Origin of the sequence: Burkholderia sp. AU45251 (assembly GCF_030482905.1) — a bacterium.
Taxonomy (GTDB): domain Bacteria; phylum Pseudomonadota; class Gammaproteobacteria; order Burkholderiales; family Burkholderiaceae; genus Burkholderia; species Burkholderia aenigmatica.
On record NZ_JAUJQH010000003.1, the window covers coordinates 21,495 to 39,156 of the forward strand.

Here is a 17,662-nt window from a genome sequence, read left to right on the forward strand (position 1 = left end):
CACAGGCAGCGCACCGACACAGGCAGCGCACCGACACGCCGAGTTGTCCGCACGCACCGCACCGTGAATAGCGAGCTACCTCACTCTGCAATCGCACGCTTTATGCGCATAAACCAACCAACCTACGACACCCCCGCCAGCATCCTTTACGGTCCGAAACACCCATCGTATTGATCTGGCGTGCGGACATTTATTCACCGCCCCGCGATAGCGTCCGGCCCACCTTTATGCGCATAAACCCATTGATTCATTGACGCGCATCCCGAACAGCACTCCCCTCTCACGGTTCATCGCTCCGTTTTATTCACCTGCCTCTATGAAGCAGCGAATCCAGGCCTGATCCCGCACCGACTGCCCCGCCAGGCCCCCGATGCGGACTGGCTACAATACAGGGCTCTCCCCTCTTGGCCTGAATGATGATCACGATCTACCACAACCCCCGATGCTCGAAGTCGCGCGAGACGCTTGCGTTGGTCGAGTCGCTGAATACCACCGGTGCGCCGTTGAATGTCGTCGAGTACCTGAAGACACCGCCGACGGTCGAGGAACTGGAAGCGCTGCATCGGCAGCTTGGCCGCCCGGTTCGCGACATGTTGCGCGACGGTGAGGCGCCGTACAAGGAGTTGAATCTCGCCCGCGCCGATCTGACCGATGTGGAAGCCTATGCGGCAATTGCCGCTCATCCGATTCTGCTGCAGCGGCCCATCGTCGTTTATCGCGGCAAGGCCGCCATCGGCCGGCCGCCCGAATCCGTGCAGGCGCTGTTCGAATAATTCTTGCCCGCCGTATTTTTCTGATTGCGTCAGCCCGGCACACGTGTTCGCACAAGCATCGGCAATCGAAGCTAGCCCGATCGCCGGGCAGCACGCCACCACCGCCCTGACGATCGGCAGTCACGCGATCCAGGCTTAGCTGTCCCCGGACGACGCACCGTCATCATCCGGGGAAGGCCCCCGTCCCGCCGCTGCTTTCGCGGCCGTCCGCAACAGCGCGATCTGCCCACGATAGGCCCTGCAGCCGCTGCAGGTCGGCAGGTGTACGCGCACCTGCAGCCGCTCATGCAGGGTCAGATGCCGGTCGAGCGCATCCGACAGCAGTCGCGTCACGTCAGTACATTTCCCCGGCAGCATCTTCGGTTGTCAGTCCTTGTTCGCTCAGGCAGGTTCGCAGGCGCGTGCGCGCCCGATACAGCAGCACGCTGCAATGATTCGTCGTCAGCGTCAATTCGCTGCAGATGTCCATAATCTCGACGTCGAGGAATTCGCGCATCATGAATACGCGCCCGATCTGCTCCGGCAGGTGATCGAGGCACGCCTCGAACAGCGCCCAGAACTGCTGCTGTTGCAACAGCGTTTCGGGGCGAGGCCACGGCCGCGGCTTCGCATGCGCGGCCCAGTGCCCGTTTTCCTTGAACAGCTCGCGATCGAGCACGGATTCGCCGTCGAGCTCGGCATCGAGCGCGGACAGGCTCACCGTCCGCTGCCGCGCGCGCAGCACGTCGATCAGCTTGTTGCGCAGGATGCCGAACACCCAGGTCTTGTGAGCCGACAGCCCCGCGAAATCGCCCGCATGCGACCACGCGGCGGCGAGCGCTTCCTGCACGGCATCTTCGGCCGCATCGGCATCGCGGAGCTGGAGTCGCGCGAAGCGCAGCAGGTCGCGCCGCAGTTGCGCGAGATAGGCGGGGTCGTCGTAGGCGGACGGCATGTCTGGTTGCGTGTCTCGATGCAAGGGCACTTGCGCCGCCCAGCAGGCGCGTCGCGGTGCGAGCAGCTTACTGGGCGCCGTGCCGGGCTGCAATGCATGTTCCGTCGCGAATTCACGAAATCGGCCGGCGCGCTGCGCTATGCTTGCCGAACCCTGTGTCGCGTGTCCGCGATGACCCGCGGCGGGCAATCTGTAACGTCAGAACATAACGGCCAAGTTATCCACAATTTCTGTGGAAAACCTTGTGGAAAGTCGGCCGGACGGCCCCGTGGGACGGTTCGCGGGCTGGCTTGCCTATAAACAGACCTTTGTCGCTCGTTCGGAATCAATCGATCCGATTCCTCACTCACCGGAAGGAGAATGCCATGTCCTATCGCATTGCTGTGGTTGTCGGCAGCCTGCGCCGCGCTTCGTGGAACCGCGCGCTCGCGCACGCCGTGATCTCGCTCGCCCCCGCCGATTTTTCGTTCGAGTTCGTCGAGATCGGCGAGCTGCCGCTGTACAGCCAGGACTATGACTCGGATTTCCCGGAAGTTGCGAAGCGCTTCAAGCAGTCGATCGAAGCCGCCGACGCGCTGCTGTTCTTCACGCCCGAGTACAACCGGTCGATTCCGGGCGTGCTGAAGAATGCAATCGACTGGGGTTCGCGCCCGTGGGGTTCCAACTCGTGGTCGGGCAAGCCGGGTGCAGTGCTCGGCACGTCGCCGGGCGCGACGGGCACCGCCCTCGCGCAGCAGCACCTGCGCAATGTGCTCGCGTACCTCGACGTGAAGACGCTCGGCCAGCCCGAGATGTTCATCAAGCACGATCCGGCGCGCATCGACGACCAGGGCCAGATCTTGAGCGAAGACACCCGCAAGTTTCTGCAGGGCTTCGTCGATCGTTACACGGGCTGGGTGCGCCTGCTGAAGTCGGCCTGAGCGTCGCACCCGTTCATGCCGCCGGCGCCGGCCCGCACGCAGCGGGTCACGTGCCGGCGTGCCGCGCGTCACGCGCTTCGCGGATGCCCAGCAGGATCTCGTCGAGCAGCGCGATGTCGAACGGCTTCGACAGCACGCGGACGTTGACGGTGCGCGTGCGGTCGAGCTCCTCCGCGTAACCCGTGACCAGAATCACGGGCAGCTTCTCCGGCCGCTTGTCGACTGCTTCGGCGAGGTCGATGCCGTTCAGGCTGCCCGGCATGTGGATATCCGAAATCACGAGGTCGAACGCGTCGTTCGCGGCTGCGCCCTCGATCAGGCGCAATGCGTCGTCGGCGGTGGGCGCGTAGGTCACGCGGTGCCCGAGCAGCGACAGCAGCGCTTCGGTGCCGGCCGCGACTTCGCTGTTGTCCTCGACGAGCAGCACGTGCAGGCCGGCGAGCGCGCCTGCCCCCGCGTCGTGCGCGATCGCCGGCGGACGCGCGACGACATCCTCGGCGCGTGCGCGCGGCAGGTAGAGGCGCACCGAGGTGCCGGCGCCGACCGCGCTGTCGATTGTCGCGAGGCCGCCCGAGCGTTCGCAGAACGCGAACACCTGCGGCAGGCCGAGCCCTGTCCCCATCCCCTGCGCCTTCGTGGTGAACAGCGGTTCGAACGCGCGCGCGAGCACGTCGGGCGCCATGCCCGACCCCGTATCGTCGAGCGCGATCTGCACGAAATCGCCGGTCAGCGGAAAGCCGTCTTCGCGACGCAGCGTCACGTTGCGCGCGCCGACCGTGAAGCGGCCGCCGGCCGCCATCGCGTCGCGGGCGTTGACCGCGAGGTTGATCACCGCGAGTTCGAGCTCCGCGACGTCGACGCGAATCGGCCAGACGCCGGGCTCGATCGCAACGACCAGCGACGATTTCGAACCGAGCGACGTCTTCAGCAGTTCGCGGCACGTACCGACCCATTGCCCGACGTCGATCGTCTCGTTGTGCAGCGGCTGCTTGCGCGCGACGCCGAGGAGCTGGCGCGTGAGCGACTGCCCGTTCTTCAGCGCGCGTTCGATCGCGCCGAGTTCCTTGTCGAGATGCTGGACGCCGCGCCGCCGCACGATCTGCACGTTGCTCGAGATGATCATCAGCAGGTTGTTGAAGTCGTGCGCGACACTGCCGACGAGGTTGCCGAGCGCCTGCATCTTGCGCGACTGTCGGTACGCCGATTCGATCGAGCGCCGCATCGACGCTTCGGCCTGCCAGCGGTCCCACGCCTCCTCTTCCGCCTTCAGCCGCTTGAGCGACAGCCAGATCACGGACCACAGCGCGATCGACGGCGCGAACATCGAGATGAACAGCACGCTCAGGTGTTCGTACCATTCACGCCAGATTGCCGACGTGCGGTACGCGCACGTCACATAGACGGGATAGCTGCCGACCTGGCGATACGCGACGATCTCGCTGCTCGCGCCGTCGTGGCGCACGCGCACGACGCCGGCGCGCGGATCGTTGCGCGCGTCGCCGAACGTGACCGCGCGATCGGTGTGCGCGAGTGCGGGCGGCGGCGGATACGACGCGATCACCGCGCCGTCCGAGCGTGCGAGCGCCATCGTCATCGGCGTGCTGGCGCCGCCGAGCAGGTCGCGGTAGAACGCGTTGAAATACGACGACTTCAGCGCGATCGACACCATCCCGGCGAACGAGCCGTCGCTATGGCGTCGCGCGACGCCCGTGTTGAACACGGGAATGTTCTCGAGCTTGAGCGGCCCCATCATCAGCCGCGAGATGTGTTCGATCACCTTGCCGTCGCGGATGCCGGCGAAGTCGTCGCGGTTCGCGATCGACGCATAGGGCGCCGGATAGTAGAGGCTGTTCGCGAGCAGCATCCCGCTCGCGCCGAAGATCGATACGGCGGCCACCTGCGGATAGCCGCCGCCGATCGTGTTCAGCGCTTCGTGGATGTCGGATTCCCGGTTGCGCACGGTCGCGTCGTCCATGTCCTGCACGAGATCGACGATGCGCGCATCGAGCGTTTCGCTCAGGTCGAACACCTTGAGCGCGTGCTCCTCGGCCACGCGCACGGTGCGCATCGTCACGTCGCTTGCGGCGGCTTCGCGCGTCTTCAGGTCGCTGTACGCCATCACCACGACGTAGATGCAGGGCAGCACGATCGCCGCGACGAGCAGCACGATCAGCGTCACACGGCGCACCGCGAAATCGTGCTCGGGCGCACCGGCCGCATAGTTGCCGTCGTCCTGCCAGTCGTCGGCGGGTGGGGAGGCGGGAGCGTGGGAGTCGGCGGGCCGGTCGGACGTCATCGAAGAAGCGGGTGAGGCGGAGGTGCCTGCCATCATAAACGAGTTGCGACGGCCCGCTGCACGGCCCCGGACGCCAGTAACCCTGTCGATTCCGACAGGGGGAAATTGTCAGATTGAAAACGCGACGAATCCGGCAGCGCAAACGTACACAAGGAAAAATTTTGCGTGCTTATCTCGAAAATGGTCGCGGCTGTTTTCGGAATGGCGTGCGTTTGGATCGATTCTGTTCGAAATGGTGAATATGGCGAGTTGCATCGCCTCTGGTTTACTCAGAGAATCGCGCCTTGCTTTCCCTATGACAGATATATGCGCCCGCGCGCGGCCGCCAGGCGGTTGCCCGTGCCCGAACGCATGGCGCCTCAAGAAATGCGCCGCGCGGTCGTTAACGCGAGAGAGACCACTCCGTATACCGCATCGCCCCATGTCTTTGCCGATTGTAATTGCCGACGATTCGCTGCTCGCTCGCAAACTTCTGACAAAGGCGCTGCCGGGAGGCTGGGACGTCGATGTCGCGTATGCCGCGAATGGTCGAGAGGCCCTGGCGCTCTATCGTGACGGCAAAGCTTCCGTAATGTTTCTGGACCTGACGATGCCCGACATGAGCGGCTATCAGGTCCTGGAGACACTGCGCCACGAAGATCTGAACACGTTCGTGATCGTGGTATCCGCCGATATCCAGCCGCAGGCGCAAGCACGCGTGCGCGAATTGGGCGCGATCGCATTCGTTGCCAAGCCCGTGACGTCGGAGGCGTTGCTGCCCATTCTCAAGGAGTATGGGTTGTATGCCTGACTCGGTGTTCACGGCGGAGCAACGCGACGCGTTGCAGGAGATCGCCAATCTTGCAATGGGCCGCGCCGCCGCGCGGCTCGCGTTGCTGCTCGGGCACTTCATCGAGCTGTCGGTGCCGCGCGTGCGGGTCGTGAAAGCGGCCGACGCGGGCGATGCGCTGCGCGAGATGACGGGCATCCACGACAACGTGACCGCCGTGCGCCAGGGCTTCCGTTCCGATATCAAGGGCGAGGCGATCGTGCTGTGCCGCACCGCGGGCATCGCGCGGCTGATGTCGGTCGTCGACCGCACGTTCGGTGACGGCGTGTACGGCGGGATGGCGACGCCCGACGAAGTCGTGTTCGACGTCGCGAACGTGCTGATGGGCGCGTGCGTCGCGTCGATCCTCGACGAGCTCGGCCGCAAACCCGTGTTCTTTCCGCCGGGGCTGCTCGGCGCGAACGTGTCGTTCGACGACGTATTTCAGCCGACCGAACTGGCATGGAGCGTTGCATTGCTGCTCGAGGTGAACTTCGGGCTCGAGGACCACGCGTTCCGGGCCCACTTCGTGATGCTGATGGCCGAGGATTCGATCCGCCTGATGGGCGACGCGCTCGACGCGTTGCTGTCCGCGCTATGACGGCCGCTACCCCGTCGCTGAGCGACCTCGTGATCGAGCGGGTCGGCTTCGGCCTGTTCGTGCTCGACCGCGCGATGACCGTCCTGATGTGGAATCGCTTCATGCAGGACCACAGCGGCATCCCGGCCGCCGACGTGATCGGCCGCAACCTGTTCGACTGCTTTCCCGATCTGCCGCGCGCATGGCTGTCCCGCAAGCTCGAGAGCGTGTTCCAGCTCGGCAGCTTCGCGTTCAGCTCGTGGGAGCAGCGGCCCTACCTGTTCCGCTTCGAGCACGACCGGCCGATCACGGGCGGCGTCGACTACATGCAGCAGGACTGCACGTTCATGCCGCTCACGCGCGGCCGCGACGTCGAAGCCGTGTGCGTGACGATCTCGGACGTCACGCATGTGAGCGTGATGCAGCGCGAGCGCGAGGAAGCGGTCGCGAAGCTGCGCGAACACGCGAATCGCGATGGCCTGACCGGCATCGCGAACCGGCGCTTCTTCGAGGCGCGGCTCGGCGACGAATTCGCGCGCTGGCAGCGCTACGGCGGCGACATGTCGGTGCTGCTGTTCGACCTCGACCACTTCAAGACGATCAACGACCGGTTCGGGCATGCGGCCGGCGACGCCGTGCTGCGCGAGACGGCGCGGCGCGTCGCGTCGATCGTGCGGGCGCAGGATACGTTCGGCCGCTTCGGCGGCGAGGAATTCGCGCTGCTGCTGCCGTGCACGAATCTCGACGAGGCGATGCTCGTCGCCGACAAGGTGCGCGATGCGATCGGCAGCATGCCGGTCGATGCCGAGGGCGTCAGCGTGCCGGTGACGGCGAGCGTCGGCGGCGCGTGTGCGAAGACCGGCGCGCCGACCAGTGACGTGCTCGTCAACGAGGCCGACGCCGCGCTCTATCGCGCGAAGCGGCTCGGGCGCGACCGTTCGGTCGCCTACGCATAGGCGCACCCGGGATCGCGCCTGCCCCGCCCCGCTGCGCGCGGAGCGGATGCGCGTGCCGCGCTCAGCTCTTCGCGATATCGGCCAGCACGCCGGCCAGCACGGCCGGCTGCGACATGAACGGCGAATGGCTGCTGTCGAGCTGGTGCACGTGGGTCGGGTTGCCGGGCGTGAACGCGTCGGCTTCGTCGATGAAGCGCTGCTGCAGCGCGGGCAGGATCACGCGATCCTGCAGGCACTTGATGTAGTGGCGGTCGATCGCGCCCCAGCGCGCGGCGGTCGTCGGGATCGCGGTCGCGAACGGCGCGGCCGGCACGTCGCAGGTCATCAGGTTCGCGACGGCTTCGAAGTCGGCCTGCGGCACGTCGTCGTACAGCGCCCGCTTCGCGGCCTCGCGATACGCGGCGTCGCCGCTGCGCGGATCGATGCGCAGCGCACCGGCGACGCGCGGGCTCGCGAGCATCAGCGGGCCGAGCATTTCACCCTTGTTCTCGGGCGCGCGCACGTAGTCGAGGCCCGGCACGCCCGACGCGGGCATGAAGGCCGCGAGATAGACGATCTTCGCGATCTTGTCCGGCGCGCGTTCGGCGGCCGCCGTGATCGCAAGGCCGCCCATGCTGTGCCCGACGAGCACGACCTTGCCGTGGCCGAGCGCGTAGGCGTCGTCGACCGCCTGCATCACCTGCGTGGCGTAATCGTCGAGCGTCGTGTTCGCGACCGGCGACGGCTCGGCGCCGAACGCATCCGGGTCGAGCGGGCGTGCGAGGTAGGAAGCGGGAAAGCGGGCATTGATGCCGTGTGCGGGCAGGTCGCGCGCGATCGACAGGTGGCCGCGCGCGGCCAGCGCGGCCGCAACGTGCGCGTAGCACCACGCGCCGTGCCAGGCGCCGTGCACGAGCACGAAAACGGGATGATCGGACTGCGGGGTGGCGCTTGCGTTCGTCTCCATGGTGTCCGGGTATCGATATTTTGAGAAAGGTGTCATCTTAGACGAACCTGCATGCGCCCAGACGAGCCGGTTTGGATCTGTCCCTCTTGTCTCGTGCAGGCCACATTTCGTCCATATCTGATTTGAATTTATCGCGAAGCACGCTAATTTGTTGCTTTGCCAGCGATTGCGCCCCATGAACGTCGACTATCTCTTCTACCGGAAGCCGGACAAACCCGGCCCCTATTCGCTCGACGACCTCGGCGACATCGCGCCGCCCATCGGCCCGGGCGACCTGGTGCGCGCGGGCATCGCGCGCGTGTTCGCGCAGATCGACTGGCAGGAATCGCCCGATGTGCCGGGCGCGTGGTTCGGCACCGGAGGCGCGACATTCCAGTACACCGCGGAGCCCGACGGCCGCGTGACGAGTTTCATGGGCTCGCGCCTCGAACGCCGCTCGATGCTGCAGCTCACCCGCGAAATGGGGCTCATTGCGCTCGACCTGCAGCGCGACATCGTTTACGGCTGACGCGCCGCCGGCGCCTGTACCCGCCCAGGCCGGACGCGCTTGCCTGTCAACGGCTTCCGGCACGCCGTCGCACCCGGCGCGTGTCCGCCATCGAACTTCAAAGATTGCTATACTTTCGCCCAATTCCGGCTTCCGGCCGGTAATTTGTGCCTGTCTGCGTCGATCGTTCGCATATCTCGCACGCATTTGACACCCTGACCATCCCAGCCGGGCATGGCTTCTTCAATCGCCCCGCGTGGGTGTCTCCGTGGAGCTCGTCTTGGCCGTTTCCAATTCCGTCGTGGACGAACAAGAAACCGACGCCGCTGCCGTCACATCGAGCAGTTCTTTCTATCTTGCGATGCGCATCCTGCCGGCCGTGCAGCGCGACGCGATGTTCCAGGTCTACGCGTTTTGCCGCGCGGTTGACGACATCGCCGACAGCGACCTGCCGCGCGCCGAGCGCAACGCGGGCCTCGATCGCTGGCGCGCGGACATCGACGCGTGCTTCGCCGGCCGCCCGCCGCGCCACCTGGCCGCGCTCGACCGCGAGATCCGCGCGTTCAACCTGCAGCGCGACGATTTCCACGCGATGATCGACGGGATGGCGATGGATGCGGTTGAAGACATCTGCGCGCCCGACGAACCGACGCTCGACCTCTTCTGCGATCGCGTGGCGAGCGCGGCGGGCCGGCTGTCGGTGAGGATTTTCGGGATGCCGGAAGCCGAAGGGATCACGCTGTCGCATCACCTCGGCCGCGCGCTGCAGCTGACCAACATCCTGCGCGACATCGACGACGATGCGGCGATCAACCGTTGCTACCTGCCGCGCGAGCTGCTCGCGCGCGAAGGCATCGCGATCACCGACCCGGCGACGATCGTGCGCAATCCGGCGCTGCCGCGCGTGTGCGCGACGCTGGTCGAGCGCGCACTCGAGCATTTCCGCCAGGCCGACGCGGTGATGGATACCTGTCCGCGTGCGCAGGTGAAGGCGCCGCGCATCATGTCGGGTGCGTATCGCTGCATTCTCGAAGCCGCGATCGCACGCGGCTTTGCCTTCCCGCGCGCACCGCTGCGCAAGCCGAAGGCGCGCATGCTGATGATCGCCGCGCGCTACGCGCTGTTCTGAGCCGACCGAGTCGATGCCCAGGACCGTCCACGTGATCGGCGCCGGCCTTGCCGGCCTGTCGGCCGCGGTCGAACTGCAACGCCGCGGGCGACGCATCGTGCTGCACGACGCGCACGCACAGGCGGGCGGACGCTGCCGCTCATGGTTCGACGGGACGCTGAACACGACGCTCGACAGCGGGCTGCACACGGTGTTCGCGGGACAGCCCGCGACGCAGCGCTACCTGCGCGCGATCGGCGCAGCCGACCAGCTCGCGGGGCCCGCGCTGCCTGAAATCCCGGTCGTCGACGTCGCGTCGCAGCAGCGCTGGACGCTGCGCTTCGGCAACGGGCGCTGGCCGTCGTGGCTGTTCGATGCCGCGTCGCGCGCGCCGGACACGACGCCGCTCGACTATCTCGCGCTCGCCCCGCTCGCGTTCGCGCGCATGGGCCGTTCACTCGCACAGACGATGCGCTGCGACGGCATGCTGTGGGAACGTTGGCTGCGGCCGTATTTCCTCGGTGTGCTGAACGTCGAGCCGCGCCATGCGAGTGCCGAACTCGCGCGCGCGGCGCTGTACGGCACGTTTGCCGCGGGCGGGCCCGGCTGCCGTCCGCTCGTCGCGCGCCACGGTCTCGGCAGCGCCTTCGTCGAACCGGCGCTGCGGATGCTGCAGCACGGCGGCGCGCAGATCCGGCTGAACTCGCGGCTCGACGCGTTCGAATTCGGCGCGCACGGCAATGCGGTCGACGCGGTCTCGGTCGGCGGCGAGCGCGTCGATCTCGCGCCGGGCGACGCCGTCGTGCTGGCCGTGCCGCCCGAGGTCGCGCAGCCGCTCGTGCCCGAACTCACCGCGCCCGATACGTTCAGCGCGGTCGTGACCGCGTATTTCGCGGTCGAAGCGCCGGCCGGCAACGCGCTGCAGACGGCCGTCGTGAACGGCGTCGTCGATGCGGTGCGCACCGGCGGCGGCCAGCTCGCGGCGACGATCCGCGACGCGGGCCGCTGGCTCGACACGCCGCGCGACACGCTCGCGCGGCGCATCTGGGAAGACGTCGCGCGCGTGACCGGCGCGAACCCGGAAACCATTCCCGCGTGGCAGCTCGTCGTCGAGCCGCGCGCGGGCTTTGCGGCGGTGCCGTCGCAGGAAATGAAGCGTCCGGCCGTGCGTACGCGCTGGACCAATCTTGTGCTGGCAGGCGACTGGATTGCCACCGGCTTGCCCGCCACGATCGAGGGCGCGATCCGTTCCGGCCAGCTGGCCGCGGACGTGCTCCAGACACAGTAAGTAAAAGAGGGACCGATGAACGATCTCACCGAAATGGCTACCCTGTCCGCCGGCACCGTGCCGGCCGGCGTCGATACGGCCGTCGCGCGTGCGACCGACGCGCTGCTGGCCGCGCAGAACGCGGACGGACACTGGGTCTACGAACTCGAAGCCGACTCGACGATTCCCGCCGAATACGTGCTGCTCGTCCACTATCTCGGCGAGACGCCGAATCTCGAGCTCGAGCAGAAGATCGGCAAGTATCTGCGCCGCATCCAGCAGGCCGACGGCGGCTGGCCGCTGTTCACCGACGGCGCGCCGAACATCAGCGCGAGCGTGAAGGCGTATTTCGCGCTGAAGGTGATCGGCGACGACGAGAATGCCGAGCACATGCAGCGCGCGCGCCGTGCCATCCACGCGATGGGCGGCGCCGAGATGTCGAACGTGTTCACGCGTATCCAGCTCGCGCTGTACGGTGCGATTCCGTGGCGCGCGGTGCCGATGATGCCGGTCGAGATCATGCTGCTGCCGCAGTGGTTCCCGTTCCACCTGTCGAAGGTGTCGTACTGGGCGCGCACCGTGATCGTGCCGCTGCTCGTGCTGAACGCGAAGCGCCCGATCGCGAAGAACCCGCGCGGCGTGCGCATCGACGAACTGTTCATCGACCCGCCCGTCAACGCCGGGCTGCTGCCGCGCCAGGGCCACCAGAGCGCGGGCTGGTTCGCGTTCTTCCGCGTGGTCGACCATGCGCTGCGCGCGGTCGACGGCCTGTTCCCGAACTACACGCGCGAACGCGCGATCCGCCAGGCCGTGTCGTTCGTCGACGAGCGCCTGAACGGCGAGGATGGCCTCGGCGCGATCTATCCGGCGATGGCCAACTCGGTGATGATGTACGACGCGCTCGGCTACGCGGAAGATCACCCGAACCGCGCGATCGCGCGCAAGTCGATCGAGAAGCTGCTCGTCGTGCAGGACGACGAAGCATATTGCCAGCCGTGCCTGTCGCCGGTGTGGGACACGTCGCTCGCTGCGCATGCGCTGCTCGAAACGCGCGACGCGCGGGCCGAGGACGCCGCGATCCGCGGCCTCGAATGGCTGCGCCCGCTGCAGATCCTCGACGTGCGCGGCGACTGGATCTCGCGCCGCCCGCACGTGCGGCCCGGCGGCTGGGCATTCCAGTATGCGAACGCGCACTACCCGGACGTCGACGATACGGCAGTGGTCGCGGTGGCGATGGAGCGCGCGCAGACACTCAAGCAGAACGATGCCTATCGCGAGTCGATCGCGCGGGCGCGCGAGTGGGTCGTCGGGATGCAGAGCAGCGACGGCGGCTGGGGCGCGTTCGAACCGGAAAACACGCAGTACTACCTGAACAACATCCCGTTCTCGGATCACGGCGCGCTGCTCGATCCGCCGACGGCCGACGTGTCGGGCCGCTGCCTGTCGATGCTGTCGCAGCTCGGCGAGACGCCGCTGAACAGCGAGCCGGCCCGTCGCGCACTCGACTACATGCTCAAGGAGCAGGAACCGGACGGCAGCTGGTACGGCCGCTGGGGGATGAACTACGTGTACGGCACGTGGACGGCACTGAGCTCGCTGAACGCGGCCGGCCTGACGGCGGACGATCCGCGCATGAAGCGCGGCGCGCAGTGGCTGCTGTCGATCCAGAACAAGGACGGCGGCTGGGGCGAGGACGGCGACAGCTACAAGCTGAACTATCGCGGCTTCGAGCAGGCGCCGAGCACCGCGTCGCAAACCGCATGGGCACTCCTCGGCCTGATGGCGGCCGGCGAGGTGAACAACCCGGCGGTGGCGCGTGGCATCGACTACCTGATCGCCGAGCAGAACGAAGAGGGCCTGTGGGACGAGGCGCGCTTCACGGCGACGGGCTTCCCGCGCGTGTTCTACCTGCGCTACCACGGCTATCGCAAGTTCTTCCCGCTGTGGGCGCTCGCCCGCTATCGCAACCTGAAGCGCGACAACACGACGCGCGTGACGGTCGGGCTGTAACGCGTGGCGCCGCAACCCACCGGCACGTTGCCCGTGATCGCCGTGACGGGGATGGCGTTCGAGGCGCGCATCGCGCGCGGCGACGGTGTCGAGGCCGTCTTTGCCGCACGGGCCGACCGGCTCGAACGCGCGCTGACCGAGGCGACCGCGCGCGGCTGCGCGGGCATCGTGAGCTTCGGCACGGCGGGCGGGCTCGCGCCCGACCTGGCGCCCGGCGCACTCGTGATCGCGAGCGCGATCGACGGGCCATTCGGACGCGTCGAGACCGATACGGGCTGGAGTGCACGGCTCGTCGCCGCGCTGCAGGACACGCCGGTCTGGCCGCGCGTCACGCGCGGCACGATCGCGGCCGTCGGTTCGCCGGTCGTCAGCGAACAGGACAAGACGTCGCTGCATCGCGCGAAGCACGCGCTCGCCGTCGACATGGAGTCGCATATCGCGGCGGCCTTCGCGGCCGCGCGCGGCGTCCCGTTCGCGGTGTGCCGCGCGATCGTCGATCCGGCGTGGCGCACGCTGCCGAGCGCAGCGACGGCCGGCCTGCGCGACGACGGCAGCACGGCGATCCTGCCGATCCTGCGCGAACTGCTGAAGCAGCCGTCGCAGCTCGGCCCGCTGCTGCAGGTCGCGAGCGACGCGCGGGCGGCGCGCACGACGCTGATCCAGGCGCGGCACGCGTTCGAGCGTGCCGGCGCAATGCGGATCGCCTGACCGGCACGCGCCGCTGGTCTCGCCCTTCTCTTCCCTTCCCGGTTTTCCTCTTTTCGTAGATCTCGCCGATCTCGCGGACAAAAAAAGAGCGCTGCAGCGAACTGCAGCGCTCTTTGTCTTTGCGGCGGTGGCCGTTGCAGCGTTACTGCGCGGCCGGACTGCTCGCGGGCGTCGCCGGCGCGGTTGCCGATGCCGCGGCGGGGGCAGCGGCCGATGCTGCGGCAGGCGCGCTCGCCGGCATCGCATTGTCCGCGCCCGGATCGTCGTACTGCGGCAATCCCGGTGCGGCCGGCGCGTTGCTCGGCGTGGCGCCCGAGGCGCCGCCCGATTCACCCGGATCCTCGTAGTTCGGCAGCCCCGGTACGGCCGGTGCCGACGCGGGTGCATTACCCGGTTCGCCCGGTTCGTTGTAGCTCGGCGGCGTGGCCGACGACGACTGGCCGTGGTACGTCAGCGACTTGCGCTGTTGCAGGTACGCGTCGCGCACGAACGAATACGGATCGAGTGCGGCCTGCTTCAGCAGGTCGGTGGCGCCGAGCAGGTCCGAACGCGCGCTGATGAACTGCGCGATATACATCGGGTTGCGCGCCGCCGGCTCGATGTAGTTGAGCAGGTTGAAGCGCACGTCCACCGCGCGGCCGACGCCGTCGCGGATCGTGCTCGGCCCGAACACCGGCAGCACGAGATACGGGCCCGACGGCATGCCCCAGCGCGCCATCGTCAGGCCGAAGTCCTGGTGATGCTTCGGCAGCCCGGCCGGCGTCGCGATGTCGATCAGGCCGGCGACGCCGAACACCGAGTTCATCGCGACGCGCATCAGATCCTCGGTGGCATCCGTGATGCGCAGCTGCAGCAGGTTGTTCGCGATGTTGCCGAGATCGCCGAGGTTCGAGAAGAAGTTGCTGATCGCGGTGCGCACGGGCGTCGGCGTGACCTTCTGGTACCCCTTCGCGATCGGCTGGGCGATGTTCGTGTCGACGGTGTCGTTGAACTTGTACATCGCCCGGTTCATCGGCTCGAGCGGGTCGTTGGGGTTGCGGTTCGGTCCCGTCGCGCAGCCGGTCAGCACTGCGCTGGCGGCAACGGTCGCCGCAATGATTCGCACCTTATTCATTGATTCCTTGCGATTGGTTCTTGGCGCGTTTGACGCGCGGTTTGCCCATCAGGACGGGCTGGAACACCACGGCGCCGATCAGCGTGCAGGTCAGGGCCAGCGCGAGCAGCTTGCCCATGCTCGACGTGCCCGGGTGGTGCGACAGCCACAGGCTGCCGAATGCGGTCGCCGTCGTCGCGGCGCTGAACAGGACGGCATGCGTGAGGCTCGAGTGCAGCAACCCGGTTTGCCCTGCGCGCCACGCCATCACGAAATACACCTTGAACGCGACGCCGACGCCGAGCATCAGCGGCAGCGCGATGATGTTCGCGAAGTTCAACTGCATGCCGAACACCACGCACAGCTCGAGCGTCACGACGCCCGACACGAGCAGCGGCACCAGCGTGCGCAGCACGTCGCCGAAGCGGCGCAGCGTGATCCACAGCAGGATCGTGATCGAGATGATCGACCACAGTGCCGCATGCAGGAACGCGTTGATGATCGTGTCGGCCGAATGCAGGATCGAGATTGGCCCGCCGGTCGTGCCCGGCTCCGCGGCCTTCACGGTCGTCGCGAAGCGGCGCAGCATCGTGTCGTCGTTCGGGTCGACGCCTTTCGGCACCTTCGGCGAAATCTGCACGAGCGCATGGCCGTCGGGCGCGACCCAGTCGCGCACGAGTTGCGGCGGCAGCGATTCGCGCGTGATGTCCTGCGGCTGTAGCAGCGAAGCGAGCTGGTTGAGCGCGATGCGCAGCGTGTCGGAGAACGCACGCTCGGCGCGGTCGCGCGTCGCGGCGTCCGCGGCGGCGAGCTTCGCGAGCGACGCGGACAGGTGCTGCGCGGCGGCCGCACCCGGGCCCGGGTGATCTTCGGCCGCGTAGCCCAGCAGGTCCGACACGCGCTTGAGTGCGGCGACGCGCTGCGCGTCGGTCGCGGGCGGCGCGGCCGGCTGCGTCAGCGCGGGCAGCAGGTCGCTCGCGGCGGCGGCGATCGCCGCGCGCTTGGCCGGCTGGTCGGCGGGGATGAAGGTCGACAGCGTGGTCGTGCGGCCGACTTCGGGCAGCGCGTCGAGGCGCTTCGCGGCCGCGTCGGCCTCCGCGAGCGACGGCGCGAGCAGCGTGACGTCGTTGACGGCGGCTTCCGGCGAATCCTTCAGTGCGAGCAGCGTCGCCATCGATTCGCTGTGCGGATCCTTCAGGTTCAGCGGGTTGAAGTCGAAGCGCAGGAACGCGAGCAGCGGCAGCGCGCCGATCACGACCGCGAGCGTGCCGATCAGGATCGGCTTGCGATGGCGATCGAGGAAATCGTCGACCGGCGCGAGCCACGGGAAGCCGGGCGTTTTAGATTCGCCCGGCGGCGCGAACAGGCGCAGCAGCGCGGGCAGCAGCGTGAGCGTGGTGAGCAGTGCGACGAACATCCCGACGCCCGCGATCAGGCCGAGCTCGGACACGCCGCGATACGCGGTGGGGATGAACGAGAAGAAGCTCGCCGCGACCGCCGTGGTGGCCAGCGCGAGCGGCATGCCCATCGAGTGCGCGGCGCCGATCAGCGCGTGATCGATGCGTGGATCGCGGAAGCGCTCCTCGCGGTACTTCACGCCGTACTGGATCGAGAAATCGACGCCGAGGCCGACGAACAGCACCATGAACGCGACCGAGATCATGTTCAGCGAGCCGACCATCGCGAGGCCGAGCGCGGCGGTCACGACGAGGCCGACGAACAGCGTGACGAGCACCGAGCCGATCATCCGCTTCGAGCGCAGCGCGAGCCACAGGATGACGAGCACGGCGAGCAGCGTGAAGACGCCGTTGAGCGCCGCGCCATCTTGAACCGACGCGAATTCGTCGTCGGCGAGCGGCTGCTCGCCGGTCAGGCGCACGGCTGCGCCAAAGCGCTTCTCGAGGTCGAGCGAACGGGCCGCGTCGCGGATCACCTGGCTCGTTTCCGCACCGGCCTTCAGTGCACCGTAGTTGACCACCGGCTGCACGGTGACGAATGCGCGCGCGGGCTGCCGCGCGGCATCGCTGTCGACCAGCGCGCGCCACGAGAACGCGGCCGGCTTGCCGGCCAGCACGTCGTCGACCGTCGCGGCACTGCGCGAGAGCAGCTTCGCCATCGTGGACAGTTTCACCTGGCCGGTCAGCAGCGGCTGGCCGAGCGTGGTGGACAGCGTGGTGGCGAGCCCGGTCAGGCTCGGGTTCTTCGCGAGTTCATTGACGAGCGGACGCGCGCTCGCGAGCTGCGACGTGGTATCCGTGACCTCCTGCGGCGACAGGAACAGCAGCCCGTTGTGCTCGAAGAACGGACCGCCTCCGGGCTCGGCGACCTGGCCGATGCGGCCGGCTTCGGCATCCTTCTGCAGGGCTTCGGTCAGCGCATGCGCGGCGGCGTTCGCGAATTCGGGCGCAGGTGCCTCGACGACCGCGAGGATCGTGCCGTTGCGTTGCGGGAACGCTTTATCGACGGCCTGGCCGAGTGCGGCAAATTGCGGTTCCGCATCGACGAGCTTGCTGATGTCGGTGTTGATCTTGAAATGCTGCGCGACATAGACGCCGCTGAGCGCGGCGATGACGAGCGACAGGACGACGACCCAGACGGGGCGTCGCACCGACCATGCAACGAGTCGGACGATGAGAGATGTCACCATGTGGCGGTGGGGAGCGGCTGGCAAGGGCAAAGTAGCCAAGTATACCGGCGCAGCGTGGCGGCGGTCGTGACGTTGGGGGTTTCGGGGAGGGAAGGAGACTTGTTCACAGCGGCGGAATCGATACCGATG

The 17,662-nt window shown here is 67.6% G+C and carries 16 protein-coding genes; 10 read left to right on the forward strand and 6 right to left on the reverse strand.

Translation table 11 applies throughout. The features are described 5' to 3' along the window. Positions 1 to 413 precede the first annotated feature (413 nt). Positions 414 to 773, forward strand: a complete 360-nt coding sequence (arsC, locus tag QZM67_RS09775) for an arsenate reductase (glutaredoxin) (RefSeq protein WP_301768202.1) — start codon at positions 414 to 416, stop codon at positions 771 to 773. 135 nt (positions 774 to 908) lie between these two features. On the opposite strand, the gene QZM67_RS09780 is transcribed toward arsC, so the two are convergent. Continuing rightward, positions 909 to 1,130, reverse strand: coding sequence for a zf-HC2 domain-containing protein (locus QZM67_RS09780; RefSeq protein ID WP_175026564.1), 222 nt, complete (start codon positions 1,128 to 1,130; stop codon positions 909 to 911). Beyond that, positions 1,108 to 1,707 (reverse strand): RNA polymerase factor sigma-70, encoded by a 600-nt coding sequence (locus QZM67_RS09785; protein ID WP_043186262.1) that lies wholly within the window; start codon positions 1,705 to 1,707, stop codon positions 1,108 to 1,110. The genes QZM67_RS09780 and QZM67_RS09785 overlap by 23 nt, the downstream gene beginning before the upstream one ends. Before the next feature lie 365 nt (positions 1,708 to 2,072). Between QZM67_RS09785 and QZM67_RS09790 the strand changes: the two genes are divergently transcribed. Then, complete coding sequence (locus QZM67_RS09790; protein WP_043186265.1) at positions 2,073 to 2,627, forward strand: NADPH-dependent FMN reductase; 555 nt, start codon at positions 2,073 to 2,075, stop codon at positions 2,625 to 2,627. 46 nt (positions 2,628 to 2,673) lie between these two features. On the opposite strand, the gene QZM67_RS09795 is transcribed toward QZM67_RS09790, so the two are convergent. Continuing rightward, positions 2,674 to 4,923, reverse strand: coding sequence for a hybrid sensor histidine kinase/response regulator (locus QZM67_RS09795; RefSeq protein WP_043186267.1), 2,250 nt, complete (start codon positions 4,921 to 4,923; stop codon positions 2,674 to 2,676). 421 nt (positions 4,924 to 5,344) lie between these two features. Between QZM67_RS09795 and QZM67_RS09800 the strand changes: the two genes are divergently transcribed. The 3 genes from QZM67_RS09800 to QZM67_RS09810 are packed head-to-tail and all read left to right on the forward strand — an operon-like array spanning position 5,345 to position 7,267. Then, positions 5,345 to 5,713: a response regulator gene (locus tag QZM67_RS09800; protein WP_043186270.1), complete on the forward strand. Its 369-nt coding sequence runs from the start codon at positions 5,345 to 5,347 to the stop codon at positions 5,711 to 5,713. Further along, positions 5,706 to 6,332, forward strand: a complete 627-nt coding sequence (locus QZM67_RS09805; protein ID WP_043186272.1) for a chemotaxis protein CheC — start codon at positions 5,706 to 5,708, stop codon at positions 6,330 to 6,332. The genes QZM67_RS09800 and QZM67_RS09805 overlap by 8 nt, the downstream gene beginning before the upstream one ends. Then, entirely contained in the window at positions 6,329 to 7,267 is a 939-nt protein-coding gene (locus QZM67_RS09810; RefSeq protein ID WP_301802260.1) for a GGDEF domain-containing protein, read from the forward strand. The genes QZM67_RS09805 and QZM67_RS09810 overlap by 4 nt, the downstream gene beginning before the upstream one ends. Positions 7,268 to 7,328: 61 nt before the next feature. Here the strand turns inward: QZM67_RS09810 and QZM67_RS09815 are convergent, their stop codons facing one another. Continuing rightward, positions 7,329 to 8,213: an alpha/beta fold hydrolase gene (locus tag QZM67_RS09815; RefSeq protein WP_301802263.1), complete on the reverse strand. Its 885-nt coding sequence runs from the start codon at positions 8,211 to 8,213 to the stop codon at positions 7,329 to 7,331. 175 nt (positions 8,214 to 8,388) lie between these two features. On the opposite strand from QZM67_RS09815, the gene QZM67_RS09820 reads away from it, so the two are divergent. The 5 genes from QZM67_RS09820 to QZM67_RS09840 all read left to right on the forward strand — a co-directional run bounded on the left by QZM67_RS09820 (position 8,389) and on the right by QZM67_RS09840 (position 13,793). After that, on the forward strand, positions 8,389 to 8,721 hold the full coding sequence (locus QZM67_RS09820; protein WP_175026562.1) for a hypothetical protein: 333 nt from the start codon (positions 8,389 to 8,391) through the stop codon (positions 8,719 to 8,721). A gap of 259 nt (positions 8,722 to 8,980) precedes the next feature. Continuing rightward, on the forward strand, positions 8,981 to 9,829 hold the full coding sequence (gene hpnD, locus QZM67_RS09825; protein WP_301802267.1) for a presqualene diphosphate synthase HpnD: 849 nt from the start codon (positions 8,981 to 8,983) through the stop codon (positions 9,827 to 9,829). Positions 9,830 to 9,842: 13 nt separating this feature from the next. After that, positions 9,843 to 11,096, forward strand: coding sequence for a hydroxysqualene dehydroxylase HpnE (gene hpnE, locus QZM67_RS09830; RefSeq protein ID WP_301802269.1), 1,254 nt, complete (start codon positions 9,843 to 9,845; stop codon positions 11,094 to 11,096). A gap of 15 nt (positions 11,097 to 11,111) precedes the next feature. Beyond that, entirely contained in the window at positions 11,112 to 13,085 is a 1,974-nt protein-coding gene (shc, locus tag QZM67_RS09835) for a squalene--hopene cyclase (RefSeq protein ID WP_301802271.1), read from the forward strand. 51 nt (positions 13,086 to 13,136) lie between these two features. Continuing rightward, entirely contained in the window at positions 13,137 to 13,793 is a 657-nt protein-coding gene (locus QZM67_RS09840; RefSeq protein WP_235996324.1) for a phosphorylase, read from the forward strand. Positions 13,794 to 13,935: 142 nt separating this feature from the next. On the opposite strand, the gene QZM67_RS09845 is transcribed toward QZM67_RS09840, so the two are convergent. Both QZM67_RS09845 and QZM67_RS09850 read right to left on the reverse strand, forming a co-directional pair. Further along, positions 13,936 to 14,907 (reverse strand): VacJ family lipoprotein, encoded by a 972-nt coding sequence (locus tag QZM67_RS09845; RefSeq protein ID WP_301802273.1) that lies wholly within the window; start codon positions 14,905 to 14,907, stop codon positions 13,936 to 13,938. Next, on the reverse strand, positions 14,900 to 17,533 hold the full coding sequence (locus QZM67_RS09850; protein WP_301802275.1) for an MMPL family transporter: 2,634 nt from the start codon (positions 17,531 to 17,533) through the stop codon (positions 14,900 to 14,902). Before QZM67_RS09850 ends, QZM67_RS09845 begins: the two co-directional genes overlap by 8 nt. Positions 17,534 to 17,662: the final 129 nt, after the last annotated feature.